General features: G+C 70.4%; 1 protein-coding gene (cut by a window edge). It reads left to right on the top strand.

Translation table 11 applies throughout. From position 1 onward, the window contains the following. A protein-coding gene (locus D7X74_RS05035; protein ID WP_147446478.1) for an Ig-like domain-containing protein crosses the window boundary here: on the top strand, positions 1-19,077 show its 3' portion. It extends 13,131 nt beyond the left edge of the window; only the last 19,077 of its 32,208 coding nucleotides appear in the window; its start codon lies beyond the left edge, outside the window; its stop codon occupies positions 19,075-19,077.

Here is a 19,077-nt window from a genome sequence, read left to right as displayed (position 1 = left end):
TTCCTCCTGCACACGCTCAAGGACTTCCCGTCCTCGGATCCGCTGTCCACGCAGGCGATGGCGTTGGCGGTGGAGCAGGGCAGGGCGGTGATGGGCACCGGCGTGTGGCAGCCGGGGCATGTCTTCACGCAGGGCCAGCTGCATCTGGTGGACGTGCAGCAGGCGCCGGTGGCGAAGGCCTCCGTGGCGGTCAGCGTCCAGCGGGTGCGGCTGTTCCGTGACCTGGCGGTGGTGGCGGCCGGTGACGAGGGGCTCGTGCTGGTGCGGATGGTGGGGCTGGACTCGCTCCAGGTGTTGCCGGGCAAGGTCAGCAAGGCCGTGCTGGGAGGCTTCGCGTCCGACGTGCGGATGGTGGGCAGCCTCGCGTACGTGGCGGTGGGCGAAGCGGGCGTCGCGGTGGTGGACCTGAGCAATCCGGAGTCTCCGCGGCTGCTCCACCACGTGGGCGGAGCGCGGGGCGGGGCGGCGCGGACGGTGGCGGTGGCGGGAGGCCGCGTCATCAGCGTGCGTCAGCGGGGCGCGACCGGCTGGTCGCTGGAGTTCGGTCCCGCGGCGGAGCTGGTGCTCGTGTCGTCCAGCGTTTCGCACGGGGAGCGCGTGCCGCGCGACCTGTCGTCGCTGCTCCTGACGTTCTCCACCACGCTGACGCCGGAGAGCGCGAAGCAGGCGGTGTCCTTGAAGGTGGCTGGCGAGGAGTGGCTCCAGACGGGCACGCCGAAGGTGGACCTGGAGGCGGGCAGCGCGCAGCAGCCGGTGAGCACGGTGGTGGTGCGCTTCCGTCCGGAGCTCCCCCTGCCCGCGGCGGCGAACGTGCGGCTCGCGGTGTCCGAGCAGCTCGCCACGCCGGATGGCAAGAAGCTGCTGGCGCCCTTCGCGGTGGACTTCCAGGCCGCGTCCGGGAATGGGCTGCGCCCGCGCATCGCCCAGGTGGTGCCGCGCGTTGGTCCGCAGGATGGCGGCTCCCAGGTGCAGATCCTCGGACAGGACTTCGCGCCGGACGCACTCGTGAGCATTGGCGGCGTGACCGCGCCGACGACGCTCTTCCATGATTCGACGCGGCTGAGCGCGGTCGTCCCGCCCGGCGCGAATCCCGGGCTCGCGGACGTGGTCGTCACGAACGTGAGCACGGGCCTGTCCGACCGGAGGGCCGGAGGCTTCCTCTACAAGGAGGAGATGAAGCTCAGCCGCGCGACGCCGAAGTTCCTGAATCCGCGCGGTGGCAGTGAGATGGAGATCGTGGGCACGGGCTTCCTGCCCGCGTGGGCGTATGGCGCCCTGGGGGCCCCCACCGTGGAGGTGGGCGGCACTCCCGCGCGCTCGGTGTCGGTCGTGTCTCCGGAGCTGTTGAGGGTGGAAGCTCCGGTGGGCTCGTTCGGAAGCGACGGCCGGGCCAGGGTGCGCGTCCGCTCGACGCTGCCGAACGCCCAGAACTTCGGCTCCACGGTCCTCTCCGAGGACAAGCACCTGGATGGCCAGGTGGGCTACGGCCTGGAGCGCAGCCTCGCCAACAACACGCCCCCCACGGCCACGTCGGGTGAGGAGCGCATCGACAAGGTCTTCCCGAAGTCGCTCTTCGTGGATCCCCAGCAGCCCCGCCTCGTCTATGCGTCCGCGGGCGCTTCGGGCGAAGGCAACCGCTCACTGAACAGCTACACGGGGGCCATCACCCACGCGGGCGTCTTCTTCAATTCGACCGTGCTGGTGAGCTACGACACCACCACGCAGGGGCTCCCCAAGGGGGCCACCCCGAGCGCATTCGCGACCCCCGTCGAGGACCTGAAGTACGTGGACCGGCTGTTCGGCGTGCTGGGCCGCTACCTGCCGGAAGGCAGCCCGCTGCCGGATTACGCCCTCACCCCGGACTCCATGGACATCGCGGCGAGCCAGGGCCAATGGCTCGTGGCGAACGGCGAGGCGGGCCTCACCGTGTTCGGCTCGCCGGGCCCGAAGCGGCTGGGCGCGGCGAAGTTCGGCGTCTACGGAGAGTCCGAGTACGCGACGCGCGTGTTGCCTACGCCCATTGGCGGCTGGGTGGCCTTCAACGGCATGGTGCAGAATCCGCCCCCGGGCAACGGGTCCTGCCTCAGCACGCAGCCGGCCGCGGGCATGAGCGGCAAGGTGCGGCTGCTGGACACGCGCTTCCCGTCGGATCCGCTGTTGGTCCGCACGGTGTCACTGGAGGGCGAGCCCTACGGCCTGGCCGTGCATGACGGGCTGCTCTTCATCGCTGAAGGCCAGCACGAGGGCGTCTACTTCTGCCCGTCGCCCACCGCGCCTCCGCCGCCCGAGTTCTCGCTGCGCGGCGGCAGCAGGGGCGGCCAGCGTACGACGTACCATGCGAAGGAAGGCGCGCAGACGCATCCCCAGGGACGGCTGTCCATCGTCAACCCGGCCGAACCCAATACGGTGCTGGGGTCGCTCGCCTTCGCGGCGAACCTGACCGACGTGGTGGTGGTGCGGGACGTGGCCATCGTCGCGGCGGCGGAGCTGGGTCTGATCTTCATCGACGTGTCGGATCCGGCACACCCGGCCGAGATCACGTCGGCGCGGCTCGCCTTCGATTCGGATCTGTCGAACACGCCGGGCCAGCCGCAGAGGTTGCGCCTGTTGGGGGACATGCTCTTCGTCTCCGCCAACGAGGGCGGTGTGGTGCTGGTGAACGTGGCGGATCCTCGCGTGCCCCGGTGGGTGAGCGCTGGCAACACCGAGGTGGCCATGGACTCGGCGGCCGTGGGGGACCGGCTGCTGGTGGCGGGCCGCGACCGCGTCACCGAACTGGCGGTGCCCTTTACCTACGTGACGGGCATGACGCCAGCGCGTGACTCGACTGTGGCCCCGAAGGCGACCGTGCTCGAAGTGCTGATGAGCCGGCCCATCAATCCCGGCAGCGTGCACACCGAAGCAGGCGCGCACGGGGCGGCCACCGTGGAGTTGCTGGGCCCGGGGGACGCGCGCGTGCCCTTGAAGCCGGTGGTGGTGATCAATTCGGACGCGCAGCTTCGCTATGGCCTGAAGATCGAGCCGCAGGCGGACCTGGTCGCGAACACGGATTACACGCTGCACATCGAGGGCATCACGGACGACCGCGGTGGCGGCCTGCTGATTCCCTTCAAGGCCCACTTCAAGACGGGCTCCGACACGAGCGGCATGCCCCGTGTGGTCGCGGCGAGCCCGCGGTCCCTGTCCCGGCAGCTCGGTGGAATGCTCACGCTGTCGGGCAGTGGCTTCACCGGCGTGGAGCGCGTGCGCATCGGTACGAAGACGGTGGATTGCACCCTGCCGGCCAGCGAATGCAGCATGCTGGAAGACGGCACGCAGCTCCGGTTGAAGGCACCCTCGGCGGACCAGGCGGGCCCTGCCGACGTGGTGGTCATGGATCCGGGGGGCCCCTCCTCGGAGCTGCCCTCGGGCGTGTTCTACCGCGATGACCTGGAGCAGTCGGTGGCGACGCTGTCGCCGGACCATGGTCCCGTGAACGGTGGCACGCGCGTCACGCTGACGCTGGATCGCCCCGCGCTGACGCCGGGGATGCAGGTCATCGTCGGGGACAAGGCGGCGGAGGATGTCGACGTCATCGACCTGACGCGGCTCAAGTTCACGTTGCCGGAAGGACGGGCGGGACTTGCCTCCGTCCGGCTGGTGCCCTTCCAGGAGAACGCGGACGGCGGTGTCGTGTCGGACGGCGGAGTCGCGTCGGATGGCGGCGTCGCGCAGGCGGGCGTGGCCGTGGGCGTCTTCGCCTACGACATGCCGTTCGGTGAGAGCCTGTCGTTGCCGGGCTTCCCCCCGCTCGAAGCCTCCGAGCTGAAGCTGGTGGGCGATCTGCTGTACGTCGGTGCGTCCTCGACGAGCGCCCCGGGCCTGTACCTCTTCGACGTGTTCCTCCAGGAGCGCCCCATCGCGAAGGGGAACCTGCGCACGGACCACCCGGTGCGGGGCCTGGATGTCAGCGGTCCGCTGGCGCTGCTGGCGGAAGGCTCGGCCATCACCGCGGTGGACGTCTCCGTGCCTGAAGCGCCGTTCCAGTTGGGCCAGGTGGCCACCTCCGGCCTCGCCACGGGCGTGCGCATCGAAGGCGCGCGCGCGTACGTCAGCGTCGTCGAACCGAGCGCGGGCAGCGGACAGATCCAGGTGCTGGATCTGACGAAGCCGCCGCTCCAGATGGTGCCGGCCGCGGCGGTGAGTCTGTACCCGGAGGACGGCCTGGCGCTGGACCTGGGGCCGGAGCGCTTCTACGTGCTCACGTCGCGCATCCAGGGCACCGTGGGTGACGGGCTGCGACTGGCCATCTACGATCGGCAGGGCGTCCGCAAGGGCGACGTGCGCGTGGACAACACGCTCACGAGCCTGGACGCGCTGGTGCGCAGCCGGGTGTCTGTGCGCTCGGGCCGGGCCTACGTGACGGTGGGACGCCGCGTGCACGTGTTCGACGTCAGCGAGGCGAACGAGGCCGCGCCGGTGCGGTTGCAGGGCGCCGAGCTCGACAACAACGGCGCCGGCCTGACCTGGGCCGGAGGCAGCCTGTGGGTGGCGACCCAGGGCCGGACGGAGACGGTGGTGGAGGTGCCGCCCACGGAGCTGCTGGCGACGGGCTCCACGCCCGCGCACGGCTCGCTGGCGCCGGTGGACGCGTTGGTGAGCGTTGACTTCAACCTGGCCATCGCGCCGGACTCCATCGTCGATGCGGGGACCGTGACGGCCAGGGGCACGGACAACGTGGACCGCGTGGTGGATGGCACGTGGGAGGTCGTCCAGCGCGTGCGCGGTGCCTCGCTGCAATTCAAGCCCGTTCCTCCGAACGTGCCGCCGTTCAACGCGGGCGAACAGGTCCACGTCTCCGTGAAGAAGGGCAGCCTGAAGACGGTGGGCGCCAGCCCGCTCCGTCTTGCGGCGGGCGTGGACGTGCGCTTCGGCATCGCCACTTTGGCGGACGCCGTGCAGCCCACCCTCGAAAGCATCGAGCCTTCCAGCGGCGTGCGGACCCAGGACACGCCGGTGACCATCCGGGGCCTGAACTACAAGACGGGTCTCCAGGTGTGGGTCGGTGGCACGCAGGTGACGACGCCCCTGACCATCGCCCTGGATGGCAAGAGTGTCTCGCTGAGCATTCCCAGCGCGAACGGGCCGACCGACGTCGCGGGGCCGGTCTCGGTGGAAGTGCGGTACGAGAACGGACTGTCCGCGCTGAGGGTGGCGGGCTTCACGTACCGGGATGCGTTGGGGGTGGCCACGCTCACCCCGGACCGTGCCGAGCAGCGCGGAGGCATCCCGGTGACGCTGACCGGGACGGGCTTCGCGCGCGGGCTGACGGTGCGGTTCGGCGATCAGCACTCCTTCGACGTGCGCGTGCTGTCTCCGACGCGCGCGGTGGCCACGGCGCCGCCGCATGCGCCCGGGGTGGTGGACGTGGTCGTGGGGCTGTCGGACACGGCTCCGGTCACGAAGACGCAGGCCTTCCTCTATGGCGCGGGCGCCATGGCGAGGCTGGGGACGCCGCCGCTGCGGCATCTGTTGATGGAGCGCGGGGTGCTGTTCGGCGCCATTGGCGGCGAGGCGGACATCACGCTTCCCGGCAACGTGCCGGTCCAGGGCGGGGGCTTGCGGACGTGGTCGCCGGGCGGGTTGCTGGTGGCGGACGTCTCCGAGCCCACCGCCATCCGGGAGATCACCCGGCTGACCTTCTCGGACAGCTCGCAGGGCGGTGCGTGGCGTCTGGCGTCGCTGGGCGGACGGCTGTACGTGGCGGCCGGAACGGGCGGCCTGAAGGTCGTGGACATTTCGCGACCCGTCGCGCCCGTGCTGGAGATGTCCCTGGCGGGGACCGGCCCCACGGTGGACGTGGTGGCCGGAGGCGAATTGGTGTTCACCGCGGACTCCGAGGGCGTGCGCGCATGGCGCACCACCGAGGGCAGCCGTCCGCGGCAGACGGGGCAGCGCGCCATCGAGGGCGGTGTCACGGCGCTCGCGCTCCATGACGGCTACCTGCTGGCCGCGGGCGGCAGCACGGGCAACTCCCGGCTGTACGTGCTGGACGCGCGGCGCGGAGACCTTCCGGTGGTGGGCTGGATGCCGCTGGCGGCACGTGCACGGCAAATCAGCCGCGAGGGCAGCCGGGCCTTTGTCTCGCTCGGAGCGCTGAAGCAGGTGGCGGTCATCAACCTCGCGGACGTGGCGCATCCGTCGTCCGTCGCGACGCTGGCGCTGGAGGATCCGCTGGGTGATGGGCATGTCTCCGCGGAGCAGACGCGGGTGACGGCGGGCATCGCCTGGGTGGCCGCCGGTGGCGGCAAGGTGCAGCGCTTCCGCGTCCCCTCCGTGGGGACGGCCGCGCCGCTGGAGCGGGTGTCCGTCACCGGTGACGCGACGACGCTGTGGGACCTGGAGCAGCACCTGCTGGTGGGCACGCTCGTGCTGGATGGCGCGGGCCGGGTGGTGGAGCTGCCCGTGCATCACGCGGGCGAGGCCGGGTATCCGCTCGCGGGCATGATCGCCACCGCGCCGCTGCCGCACCTGGAGCTGTGGGGGACGCGTCCGTCCGCGGGAGAAACGGTGTCCGTGCACACCTGGCCCGAGGTGCGGGTGAGCGAGGTGCCCCGCTCGACGACGCTGTCGGAGGTGTACCTGGAGAAGGCGGATGGCGGCGCGGTGGGCGCGGCGGTGTCCGCGCTCGCGACCGACGCGGGCATGAGCATCCAGGTGGTGCCGGACACGGCGCTGGCGGTGTCGTCGGAGTACGTCCTGCGCATCGGCAGGAACCTGAGCGACCTGCGCGATGGCGGCCTCGGGACGGACACGGAAGTGCGCTTCCGCACGGCCTCCCAGGCGACCCCGGAGGCTCCGCTCCTGGGCGAGGTGTTGCCCGCCTACGGCCTGCAGGATGGGGGCACGGTGGTGCGGGTCCAGGGCACTGGCTTCCTGGCGGGCTGCAAGGTGTCCATCGGCGGTGAGCTCGCGCAGGGCTGCGAGCTGGAGAATGACGCGGGCACGGTGGCGACGGTGCTGAGCCCCCGGGGCGTCGAGGGCGCCGCGGCGGTGCGGATCGCCAACCCGGATGGCCTGTCCGCGATGCGGCTGGGGGCCTTCCGCTACCTGCTGCCGCCGAGCATCACCCAGGTGAGTCCGGCGTTCGCGCCGGCGAACAGCCGGGCGGTGATCACGCTCTCTGGCAAAGGCGTGTTCAGCGGCTCGCGCGTCATCTTCACACCCGCGGGTACCTCACTGCGCATCCCGGCGCGCGCCGTGGTGCTGGATGCGTCGGGGGCGCTCCAGGTAACGGTGCCGGACGGAATCGTCGGTGCCGCGAGCATCACGCTGGAGACGTCACAGGAGGCTTCGCCCGGAGCGGAGCCCTGGGGCTTCACCTTCACGCTGCCCGCGCGGGAAACGCTCGTGGCGGATGGGCACGTGGCCGCGAACGTGGGCTACGCGCTGCTGACGGCGCGAGGCGACCAGTTGGTGGCGCTCGATCTGTCCTCTCCGGGCAGCACGGCCACGGCGTCCCAGGTCCCTGGCGTCGCGGTGCCCACCGCCCTGACGGTCGCGGGGAGCCGTGCGGTCCTGGTCGGTAGCGGCGCTGCGGTGCGCTACGACCTGGGCGGGTGCGGCATGGGGCCGGGGGCGCCCTGTGTGCCCCAGGAGCGCGATCGCGTGCTGCTGGTGCCGGGCGTGCCCATGTCGGAGGCGGCCGCGAACGCGGATGCGACGACCGTGGCGCTCGCGGGCGGCAGCGACCTGTTGCTGTTGGGGGAGCTGCGTGAAGTCAACGCCGCCCAGCCGCCGTTGGACGTGGTGGCGCAGATCTCCGTGGCGCCGGGCACGGTCCGGGGTCTGGGCATGGTGGCCGGAGGCGCGCTCGCGGTGTTGATCGACGAGGGTACGTCCTCGCGGCTGGAGCTGCGTGGCATCGAGGACGGACAGCTCGGGTTGCTCGGCGTCGTCATCGGCTTGCCCGGCGCGGCGCGGGGGCTGGCGGCGGAGGGCTCGCGCGTGGCCGTGGCCACGGGTGCGTCCGTGCACCTCTACGATGTCTTCCATCCGGCCAGTCCGCTGCTCGTGGGGTCGTGGACCTCCGCGGATGCGTCGGAGGACGCGGTGCGCTCCGTGGCGCTCTCCGGCCCCTGGGTGCTGGCGGCGGGCAGGACGCGCGCGGCCTGGCTGGACACCACGGCCGGGGAGAACCTGGTGGAGCGCACGTTCGCGAGCTACGCGGCCGTGACGTCTCCGCGCGCCCTGCTGGGCAACGGCATGGCGGTGATTGGCGGCGCGCCGGCGACGTACCTGTTCGACACGTTGCCATACCCCACCGTCGCCTCCGCTTCGCCGCTGCCCGGTGGGACGTTGGCGCGGGGCGGGACGGTCAGCCTCGCGCTCTCCAGCGAGCTGCCACTGTCGGTAGCGGCCGCCAGCACCGGTTCGCTGATGGACTCGCAGGGCAACGTGGTCGCTCTGGAAGGGCTGACGCGCATGGCGTCCACGGTTCGGCTCAAGCCCGACGGGGATCTCACGCCGGGTGTGGAAGTCACGGCGACGGTGACCTTCGGCAAGACGGAGTTCCACGGTGGGACGGTCCTGCAGCCGTGGTCGTTCTTCCTGCGCGGCGGCGAGCCGGGTCCGGGCTTCTCGGTGGGACCGCTCCTGCCAGGGTATGGCGCCATTGAGGGCGGCTACGACGTGCTGGTGTCGGGCACGGGCATCCCCGTGGACAGCCAGGTGTTCTTCGGCCAGCAGCCGTTGGTGAACGTGGAGCCGCCGACCTCCACCGAGCTGCGGGTCCGGGTGCCCGCCGCCCAGGTCGCGGGGCCGGTGCGCGTCCGCATCCAGTCCGGTGCCGGCACGTCGCTGGAGGTGCCGGGCGGCTTCATCTACCTGGCGAAGCTGGAACTCCTGTCGGTCGCGCCCAATCCGGCGGATCTCCAGGGTGAGTGGGTGACGCTCACGGGCAGCGGTTTCACGCGCGGCCTCCAGGTCTTCTTCGACGATGGGCTCGCGGAGACCCGCGCGCTCACCGCGACAACTGTGCAGGCGTGGATGCCCCCGGGCCCGCGCAAGCTGATCGCCATCCGTCTCCAGCAGCAGCGGGAGACGCTCTCCCTCGACGGAGTGCTGCTGCGAAGCGACAAGCGGGCGCCCCGGGTGGCGTCCTGGAGCGTGGAGTCGGGCACGTTGGTGGAGGCCCAGCGCAAGGTCTTCACCGCGACCTTCGATGAACCGCTGGCGGTCATTGGCAGTCAGACCGCCGCCGTCATGCGCCTGCGTGACAGCGCCGGTCAGTCGGTGGCTGGAACCACCCAGGTGGATGTGGCGGGTCGCACCGTGACGCTGGTGCTGAGCGCGGGAGCCCCGGCGCTGACGCCACGGGGTCGGTACACGCTGGAGGTGTCGGGCGTGAAGGACCTGGATGGCAACCCGTCCACCGTGGAGTCCCGGGCCTTCACGGTCAAGGACACCACGGGGCCCACGGTGACGCTGAAGCTCAAGGGAGCCTCCGTGGCGCTCGGCTCGGGCCCGCTGCCAGTGGGCGTCGAGCATGTCTTCCTGGTGTCCGCGGTGGACGACAGCGGCGAGCCGACGACGAACCCTGGACTCACGATTGGCACCGAGCAGGTGTCCGCGTCCGCGGATGGCTTCCACTACCGGTGGCTGTCGTCAGCGGGCAACACCCGGGTGAAGCTCGTCGCCACGGCGACGGACAGTTCGGGCAACGTGGGGCGCAGTCCGGACTATCTCGTGGATCTCGCGTCGGATCCGCCCCCTTCCGTCAGCTTCCTGCAGCCCACCCAGCGCATGGTCAGTCTGGTGGAGGGCGAGGCGCTCGCGCTGGAGGTCCAGGCTTCGGACACCGATGGGCGGTCTCCGAACACCGGCTGGGTGAAGAATCTGGAGCTGAGCCTGAACGGCTCGATCTTCAAACGGCAGACCTTCACGTCCACGCCCGGGCCCGTCGTCTCCGGACCCACGATGCTCGTGATGGAGCCGGTCGCGCAGGGGCCGGAGGTGCGCGATGTGGTCGCGCGCGCGGTGGACAACAACGGTTCGTACTCGGACCCGGCGGTCATCCAGGTGACGGTGACGCCGGACACCCAGGCGCCCCAGGTGTCCTGGCTGTCGCCGGTGGAGGGTCAGCGCATCGCTTCGGGCACGGTGGTGGACCTGCGCGCGTCCATCACCGACAGCAACGCCTTGTCCTCCGTGGTCTTCACGCAGGCGGTGGGCACGGAGGCCCCCCGGCAGATCGCGTCCTTCCAGGGTCCCGCGTCGACGGTGCGGTGGGTGGCGCCCACCGTGTCGTCGAACACGTCGGTGCGGTTCACCGTGGCGGCGAAGGACTCGCGAGGCAACGTGGAGTCCCGCCACGTGAACCTCACGGTGACGAAGCCAGAGGGACTGGCGCGGCCGTTCGTCGCCTTCCTGAGCCCCGCGGGTACCAACGCCTACGCCTATGAGCGGCAGACCCTGAAGGTGGAACTGACCGCGACGTCGCGCGTGGCCATCGATCGGGTGCGGCTGTCCATCGACGGACAGGAGCAGGTCCTCGTCCAGCCTCCGTGGATCCGGACCGTGACGGTGCCGGAGACGCGGGGGACATCGCGCCGCATCTGGCTGCGGGCCGTGGCCGTGGACGTCGACGGCCAGGAGAGCGAGCCTGCCCTCCAGGAAGTCGAAGTGAGGAACTCCTGGGGCGATCCCCTGTTGACCGCGGAAACGCTGCCCGTGGGTCCCCTGTGGCTGGGTGGCTCGACGCTGCACGTGTCGGGCGTCGGGACGGACGGGGGCGTGGCGATGGCCACCGCCGTGAGGGTCGCGGATGCTTCCGTGCCCACCGTGGGCGTGAATGCCTTCGAACTGCCCCTGGGCGGGGAGGGGGCCTCGGTGGTCGCCTCGGCGGAGGCCACGGACTACGGCGCGGGCAACCTGGTGGGCCAGCGCATGGGTCAACTGGCGGTGTTCGCCCGGGAAGCCGCCACGGTGCGGCCAGCGACGGGGGCCGCGGTGGCGGGCGTGGCGGTTCGCGGCGATACCTGGGCGGTGCTGCGCGTGGACTCCGCGGGGTCCAGCGTCGAGCTGCGCTCACGCTCCACGCTGGAGGTGACGGCGACGCGGGCGCTCACAGGCCAGGCGGTGGGCCTCGCGTTCGTGGAGGACCGGCTGGCCGTGGCGCTGCGCCGCTCCGGCAAGGGCGCGCTGGCGTTCCTGAAACTGTCGGACCTGTCCGATGCGACGACCGCGACGCTGCGGCGTGCCCCTTCGGCGGTGGTGCCGGTGCGGGGCGGCCTGATGGTGGGAACGGACGAGGGCGTGGAGACCTGGACCGCGCGGGGCGAGCTCGCTTCGCGCAGGCCCATGGGGCCCGTCCTCGCGCTCGCGGCGAACGGCGACGTGGCCGCGGTGCTGGGTGAGGCAGGACGGCTGGAGGTGCTGGAGGTGGGTGTCTTCCAGGCGCCTGACCGTCTGCGCTCGACGCAGACCGCGACGGGAGCCACCCGGGTGGCGCTCGTGGGCGGAGAGCCGTGCGCGGTGGGGCCGGCGTTCGTGAAGTGCTTCCGCGCCGCGCAGGCGGATCCGAAGGTGCTGGAGCCTACGGGGGCGATGCCGCTGGATGTGCCGGCGTTGTCCGCCTCGGGCTACGGCTCGTGGCTGGTGGTGGGCACCGCGAAGGGGGCGCGCGTGTTCGACGCGCGGTCGGCCGCGGTGCCGGACGCGGGCCACCCCTTCGGCGTGGGCGAGTTCCCGGCCGTGGCGGGAACCGTGGCCGTGGCGGGCGGCGACCTGCTGGCGGCGGACGCCCGGGCCGTGTCGCGCCTGGGCCTGGCGCGAGGGCCTCTCACGCCGGACGTGTCACTCGGTACGCCGGATGGGGGCGTGGTGGCGGTGTCGGGCGGACGTCTCACGCTGACGCCTTCGCTGACGGACGAGGCGGACCCCTTCAACGCCTACACGGCGGAGCTGCGGGTGGATGGGCGCACCGTCGAGGTGCTCGACAGCCGGTTGCCCACCCGGGTGGACCTGCCGCGTGACGCGGGAAGCACGTTGTTGTCGCTGCACGTGAGCGACCACGCGGGCAACCGCGACAGTGATGGGACCCCGGTGTCCCTGACCGCGACGGAGGGGGGGCCCCTCCTGGTGGCTCTCCAGGCGCCCGCGCAGGGCGTCGAAGGGGGCCTGTTGTCCGTGGTGGCGGTGCCCGAATCTCCAGCCCGCGTGGACGCGGTCGTCATCACGCTCCTGGATCCGGATGACCTGGACACGGTGCTCGCGACCGCCACGGCGATGCCGCCCGTGTTCACGGCAGCGCTGGAGATGCCGGTGCTGGGCGCCGCGCGGCGTCTGGATGGCCACTACCAGTTGAAGGCCGTGGCGAACTCGGGCGGTGTTCCGGGTGTGCCCTTCGTGAAGGACGTGGAGCTGCTCGTCGGAAGCGCGACCCCGGCCTTCAGCCTCCAATACAATGGGGGATCCGTCCAGGAGGGGAGCCTCCTCCCCGTCGCGGCGGTCTTCTCCCCCCCGGTGACCGGAAGCGTCGAGGTCCACTTCTCGGTGGATGGAGAAGAGCAGCAGGTCATCCAGGGCCCGCCGTTCACGACGTCCCTGCGCATGCCGATCCTGCGCGAGCGGGATGGCGGCGCTGGCTCCAACGCGCCGGTTCCGTTGTCGGCGCTCGCCATCACGCAGGATGGGCGGTTCTTCCGCACGCCCGAGGGCGCCAACGTGACGGTGATGCCGGACAGCACCCTTCCGGTCATCGTCGAGTCGAACTTCATCGTCGAGCCGTCGGGTTCGACGGTGGCGGCCGGATCCACGGTCGTGGCGCGCATGTCGGCCACCGACAACGTGGCGGTGGAGTCCCAGGGGCTTCAGATCCTCCTGGAGGGACAGCCCGTGGCCACGGGTGGCTCGTCGCTGGTCTACACGGTGCCCGCGGGCACTCCGGCCGGCAGCCTCCTCAAGGTGGTGGCGACGGCGATGGACCGTGCTGGCAATCCGGCGGTTCACAAGGAGAAGGAGCGCAGGGTGGTGGCCCCGTCGCTGCCCGGCCCGTCGACGGATTCCGCGGGCATCTTCGCCCACGCACGCAAGCTCGTGCTTCGAGGAGACCTGGTCGCGGTGACGACGCCCACGGGTGTGAGCCTGGGGCGGCTGTCGCACGGCACCGCGCCGACGCTCCAGCCCCTGGCGACGCTGACCCTGGGGTCGGAGCCGGCCAGCATCGCGTTCATGGAGCAGTACCTGCTCATCGCGCGTGGCGCCGTGGGCCTGGACGTGGTGGACGTCTCTGTTCCGGAGCAGCCGCGCTTCCGGGGCAACGCGAGGAACTACTCCCGCAATCCCGTGGTGTCCGTGGGCGGCTTGAACCGTGCCTTCGCGAGCACCGATGAGCTGATCTACACCGTGGACCTGCGGGAGCCCGGCATCCCGGTCTTCGCCAGCTCGTACCTTTTTGGCAAGGGGCCCATCCTGACGGCCTCCGCGGATCATGTCTTCGCGGCGTACCGCGACCTGGGGGTGAACTACATCCGTGGCAACGTCGCGCATGACAGCGCGCAAACGAAGCTGTGGAGATTGACTGGCGTCGCGAAGGCCGCGGAGCAGATGGGCGGCTGGCTGGTGGTGGGCACGGATCAGGGCCTGGAGATGGTCCTGCTCGATGGCCCGCAGACGCTGGCGCGACCTGGCCTCGTGCTGGGCACGGGGGTCCGTGCGGTCGCGGTCGCGGGGGGCACGGCGTGGCTGGCCTGTGAGGATGGCTGGCTGCGGTCCGTGGATGTGAGGGATCCATGGCGGCCGACGTTCGTGGCCATGGAGCCCCTGGACGCCACGGCGCTCACCGTGTCGGGTGGGGTGCTGCTGGCCGCCACCGACGCGGGCGTGCGGGTGCGCGCGCTCCCCGTGCCGGGCGTGGGCGCTGCTCCGACCGCGCTGGGAACGTTGTCGCTCGATGTCTCGTCGGTGTCGGCCTCGCGCCGGGGTGGGTGGCTCTCGAGCGTGGACGGACCGCGCCTGATGGATCTGGAGCGCCCCACCGCGCCGACGGCCGCGAATCCGCTCTCCACGCTGGCGGTGGCGCGCCAGACGGTGCAGGTCGGACGCGATGTCTTCATCCTGGGACCGGAGAAGCTGTCGGTCTGGGTCGAAGACACCCAGGGTTTCTTCTCGTTCGAAGGGGCGGGAACGACCACCCGAGGGGGCCGGCTGGCCGCGCTGGGGGCGTTGTCGCGCTTCGACGTGTCACCGAAGCGGCTCTGGGCGCTGGGGCCCGATCGGCTCTTCACGGTGACGACCGCGGACGCGCAGAACCTGGGCACGCTGGAGCTGACTTCGGCGCCCGTGGATCTCTCGGGCGATGAGCGCCGGGCGGCGGTGGCGCTGGGCGCCCAGGGCTTCACGGTGGTGGGCGTGGACGCAGAGGGCGGGCTGGAAATGCGCGCGTCGGTGCCGGGTGCGGCGGACGCGGTGGTGCTCGACGGTGACGTCGTCGTGGCCGGCGCAGGGACGGCCTTCCGGGTCTACGACCTGGCGGGGGCGACGCCAGCGTTGCGCGGTGGTGGTGCTACGGCCGGAGGACAGATTCGGAGGATCCGGCTGTTCGGTCGGCTCGCGCTGGTCGTGACGGAGGGAGGCGTGGAGGCCTGGGATGTGAGCACCCTTTCGGCCCCCGTGCGGCGCACGACGATGGCCGCCCCGGGTGCCAGGGATGCCTCGTTGGTGGGCTCCACCGTGGTGGTGGCGTCGGGGGTGGAAGGCGTCCAGGTGTTCCCGGCGCCGCACATGCCGGTCGCCGCCTCCGCGCGGTTGATGACGGCCTCGGCGGTGGTCGATGCGGATGCGGGAGAGTGGGTCCTCATCGATGCGCTCGTGGCGGGCCTGCGGGTGGACGACGCGGAGCTGCTCGTCGACGGACGGCCGTGGTCGCGGCTCGACGCGGAGCGTCCCCGGGTCGCGTGGCAGGTACCGTCGGCCGCGAGCGCGGCGACGCGCTTCAAACTCCAGGCGCGGGCTCGTGGCCCGGAAGGAGTTGAAGCGTTGTCCCCGGCGGTGACGGTGCGCGTTCGCACCCCCGTGACTTCAGAGGAGATGACGCTTGAGGCCAGCCTCACGGGCGCCGGTTGGTCGGAGCCCCTCTATTCGGGCCAGCCCATCCGCCTGGAGGCGAAGGTCGACAATGGGGAGCCACCCTATACGGTCACCGCCAGCCTGGATGGCGTGTTGCTCGGAGCGCTGTCGGTCGCGGCCAGCACGGACCCCTATTCGCCGCTCTACGAACAGGGCTTCTTCGTCGGTGATTTCCGCCTGCCGGTGTTCCGGTCGCCGAATCCGCCCGGCAAGCTCGTCGTCACCGCCGTGGACAGCCGGGGCGTGCCGGTCAGCACCACCCTTGAGGTGGAGCTGAAGTCGGACACGTCTGACACCCCGAGCCTGTCGGGAGTACCCGCGGTCCTGCGCATCAGCCCGGCGGTGAATGCCTTCATCGTCTACGTCAATGACTCGGGGCCTTCCATCCTCCGGATGTATCTGGATGGGCAATTGCTGGGCACCGGGTCGAAGCTTGGCAGCTACCCGAGCAGCTACTCGCTCCCCATCACGCTGACCCTGCCCCCGGAGATGCTGGGGCACCGGGTCCAGCTCAAGGCCGTGGTCGAGGACTTCATGGGCGGAGCTCCGTTCGTGCGGACCTGGGACTACGTGGTCGGTCCGGAGCGCGATCCTCCTGACTTGTCCATGTCCATGTACAACGATGCGGGCTATCAGTCCGAAGCGGAGCCCGGGCAGCCCTACAGTCTGTCCTTCACGGCAAGCCCGAGCGCTGGCGCAATCCGCCACCTCGAGGCCCGGGCCATCGTCGGTGGCCAGTGGCTCGACGACTCCCACGTGACGGGCGGTACTTCCCAACTCCTGGGCTCGGTCACCGACGGCGGGACACTCACGGCCTCCTACACCTTCCCGCAACTGACGGACGTTGCGCTGGAAGGTCACGACTACGTCGGCTTCCTGGTGACCGCGGTGGATGACGGCGACTTGAGCGCGACGCGGGCGTTCTTCAAGAGCTTCAAGATCAACACCGTTCGCTCCATCGGCAAGACCCTTGATGAATACCCGAACACCAACAGGAGCCCCGAGGGCTATCCCGTCACGGTCACCGTGACGGCACGCGATCCGGATGGAATCGCGTCCATGGACTTGAGCGTCAGGACACCCGACGGCGTCTTGATTCCCGCGACCACGTCGCTCACGTGTCGCGAGGCGGTGACCGAACCCACGTGTTCGAGGTCCGTCGCCAACGTGGCGCCGACGCGCACGGGCACCTGGTATGCGGTGGGCACCGCCGTCGATGGTCTGGGCGCCCGTCGTGATTTCAAGATCCCACTGACTGTGACCACGAACTCCGGTCCGACGGCGAGCATCGTTACGCCGACGTCCTATGTGCTGCGAGGCATGCCTGTCGTGCTCACGGCGACCTTCAGCGACGCACCGAAGTTCGACTGGCTGCGGCTCGCATTGGATGGGCTGAGCACTCCGCTCGCTTCGCAGGATGGGACGCCGGTGCCCGAGTATGGGGACATCCTGCTGTCTGGCTCCTACACACCCGCCACCACCGGTGTGCTGACGGCTCGGGCGAGCGCGCAGGCCGTCGGGGGGCGTCAGGCCAAGGCTGTCCTGACGGTTCCCGTGTACCTGGAGGACGCGGCAATGACGTGCGCCGCGCCGGTTCCCATCCCGATGACCACCGAGCTGCGGCCCGTGTCGCAAGCCCTTGCGCCCGCCCACGAGGTCTGCGGCAGGAGCTTCACCTCGGGATCGTGGCACGAGCTGCCCTTCGACGGGCCCGTGGCGGAACTCAGGCTTCATGCTGCATGGGAAGTGGATGGGACCGCGCGACTGCCACGCATCGCGGTCCAGGACATGGAACCGGCTTCATGCACTCCCGTGGGTGCACCCACGTGCAATTTCACGAGCGATGGGGTTTTGACAGGAGGCGCCTACGAGCGGGAGTTCTCCGGTGCGTTCTCGAAACACGCCCGCGTCTTCGTCGAAGGCGTGCCGGCCGGTCACGGATTGGTCATCACGGGCGCGTCCTTGGGCGAAGGGGCTCGGTGTGTCCCAGACGATCAGTCCACCCTCACGTGCGCGACGGGTGGCTGTTTGCCCACGGGACAGGTCCTCTCCACCGGCCAGCCCGAATACCGGTGCCATCTGTCGCAGTGCAATGACGGCATCAACAACACGGACCCGGAAGACCCCGTCTTCGACTATCCGAATCACCCCGGCTGTGATTTCCCCTGGGACGACAGCGAGGAGATGCCGACCGTGCTCCCGGCATGCGCTCCCACGGACACCGAGGACGATGATCAGGATGGTCTGAAGAACTGGCCGGATGATCCGGGTTGCTCCAGCGCCAGCGGCGATTCCGAGGACGGTGGAGATGGGGAGAGCTGCGCCGCGCCCATCGACTTCAACGCCGCCGCGCGAATGGCGGGCTCCACGCTCACCCTCGACTTCACGGGCGCGGAGAAGGACGAAGCCCTCTTCTGTGGCAGCCCTGACTCCACGGACCGGGTGGTGGGGGTCAAGATGCCCGGAAGGGGGCGGTTGGACGTCTACGGCGATTCCCACATCACCGCGGTCGGGGTGCGACGGACCTGTGCGGACGCGCATCCTGACAACAGCCGGACTTGCGCACAGCCCAAGGCTTCGAATGCGCCAGAGTGGCCCCTGAAGATCGAGCTCAGCCCTCCGTACGACGATCCGACCAATCCTCCCTTCTACCTGGTCGTGGAGGGCACCGGGACCGGCCTGCTCAAGGTCGGGGGCCGCATCTATGATGATGAGCGCTGCGATCCCGCGCAGCCCTGGTTCGCGTGTTCGTCCGACCAGCTCTGCTCCAACAGAGGGGCGGAGGGCTACAGGTGCAAGACTCCACGGTGCAGCGACGGGGTGAACAACGATCCCGACGAGGATGCTGCGATCGACTATCCGAACGACCCGGGCTGTGATTCCCCGGAGAGCGACGACGAGTCCAATCCGCCGCAACTCCCGGAGTGCGGTGACGACAAGGACAACGACGGTGATGCGCTGAGGGACCAGGGCGAAGACCCCGAGTGCCTCGACGCCGCGGACACGAGCGAGCTCTACTGCGGCGCCCTCGTGGCAAGCATTTCGCAGCCCACGGAGATCCAGGGTTCGACCCGGGGCGCAGGGGATGCCCTGGAGAGCTGCTCTGGCTATAGCGCTCCGGAGCGCGTCTACGACCTGATCGCGCCTGTCCGAGGCCTCTATCGCCTGCGGCTCGTGGGCGAGGAGGACATGACGCTCACCCTGCGACGCGACTCATGCCTGGGCCCGTCGTTGGATGGGCAGTGCTACCAGACCTACTCGTTGGAGCCGCTCGACAGATCCATCTGGTTGGAAGCGGGGGACCACGTCGTGATGGTCGTGGAGACCAACGGTCCGGCGGACTTCAGCCTCTCCATCCATCCGCCGACGGCCTGCTCCAACGGCCTGAACGACGACGGAAACGAGGACGCGCTCGTCGACTTCCCGAACGACCCGGGGTGTATGTCTCCCGAGGATGACGACGAGACGGATCCTCCGGGGCCGGTGCTCTGCTCCAACCAGCAGGACGACGACGGCGATGGGCTCGAGGATGCGGAGGACCCGGCCTGCTTCGGCCCGGGAGTGTTCAGCGAGACCTTCTCTTGCGGGGGGGTCACCACGACGGACCTGCCTTCGGGACCGCTTCCCCTGCGCAGACCGGATGTCATCTCCGGAGTCAGCGCGTTCACCGCGTCTACCTGTGGTGATGCCTCCAGCACCTCTCCCGAGAAGGTGTTCCTCTGGGCCGCACCTGCGAAGGGCCGCTACGAGTTCAACACCAACAACTCTCGGGTCGGAACAGAGCTGTCCCTCGTGGCACCTGCCTGCGGTGTGAATGATCTGCTGACGTGCGGCTCCTCCGGAACCACACCGGGTTCGCGAAGCATCGAGTGGAACCTGGAAGCGCACGAAAGGGTCGTCATCGTCGTGGACGGCGACAGCGAGAGCGGCGACTTCGTCCTCAACATCCGTGAGGTGTCCGCCCCATGA

It is taken from the genome of Corallococcus sp. CA047B, from assembly GCF_003612065.1.
Lineage (GTDB): Bacteria > Myxococcota > Myxococcia > Myxococcales > Myxococcaceae > Corallococcus > Corallococcus praedator.
This window is presented reverse-complemented; position numbering and strand designations above follow the sequence as displayed.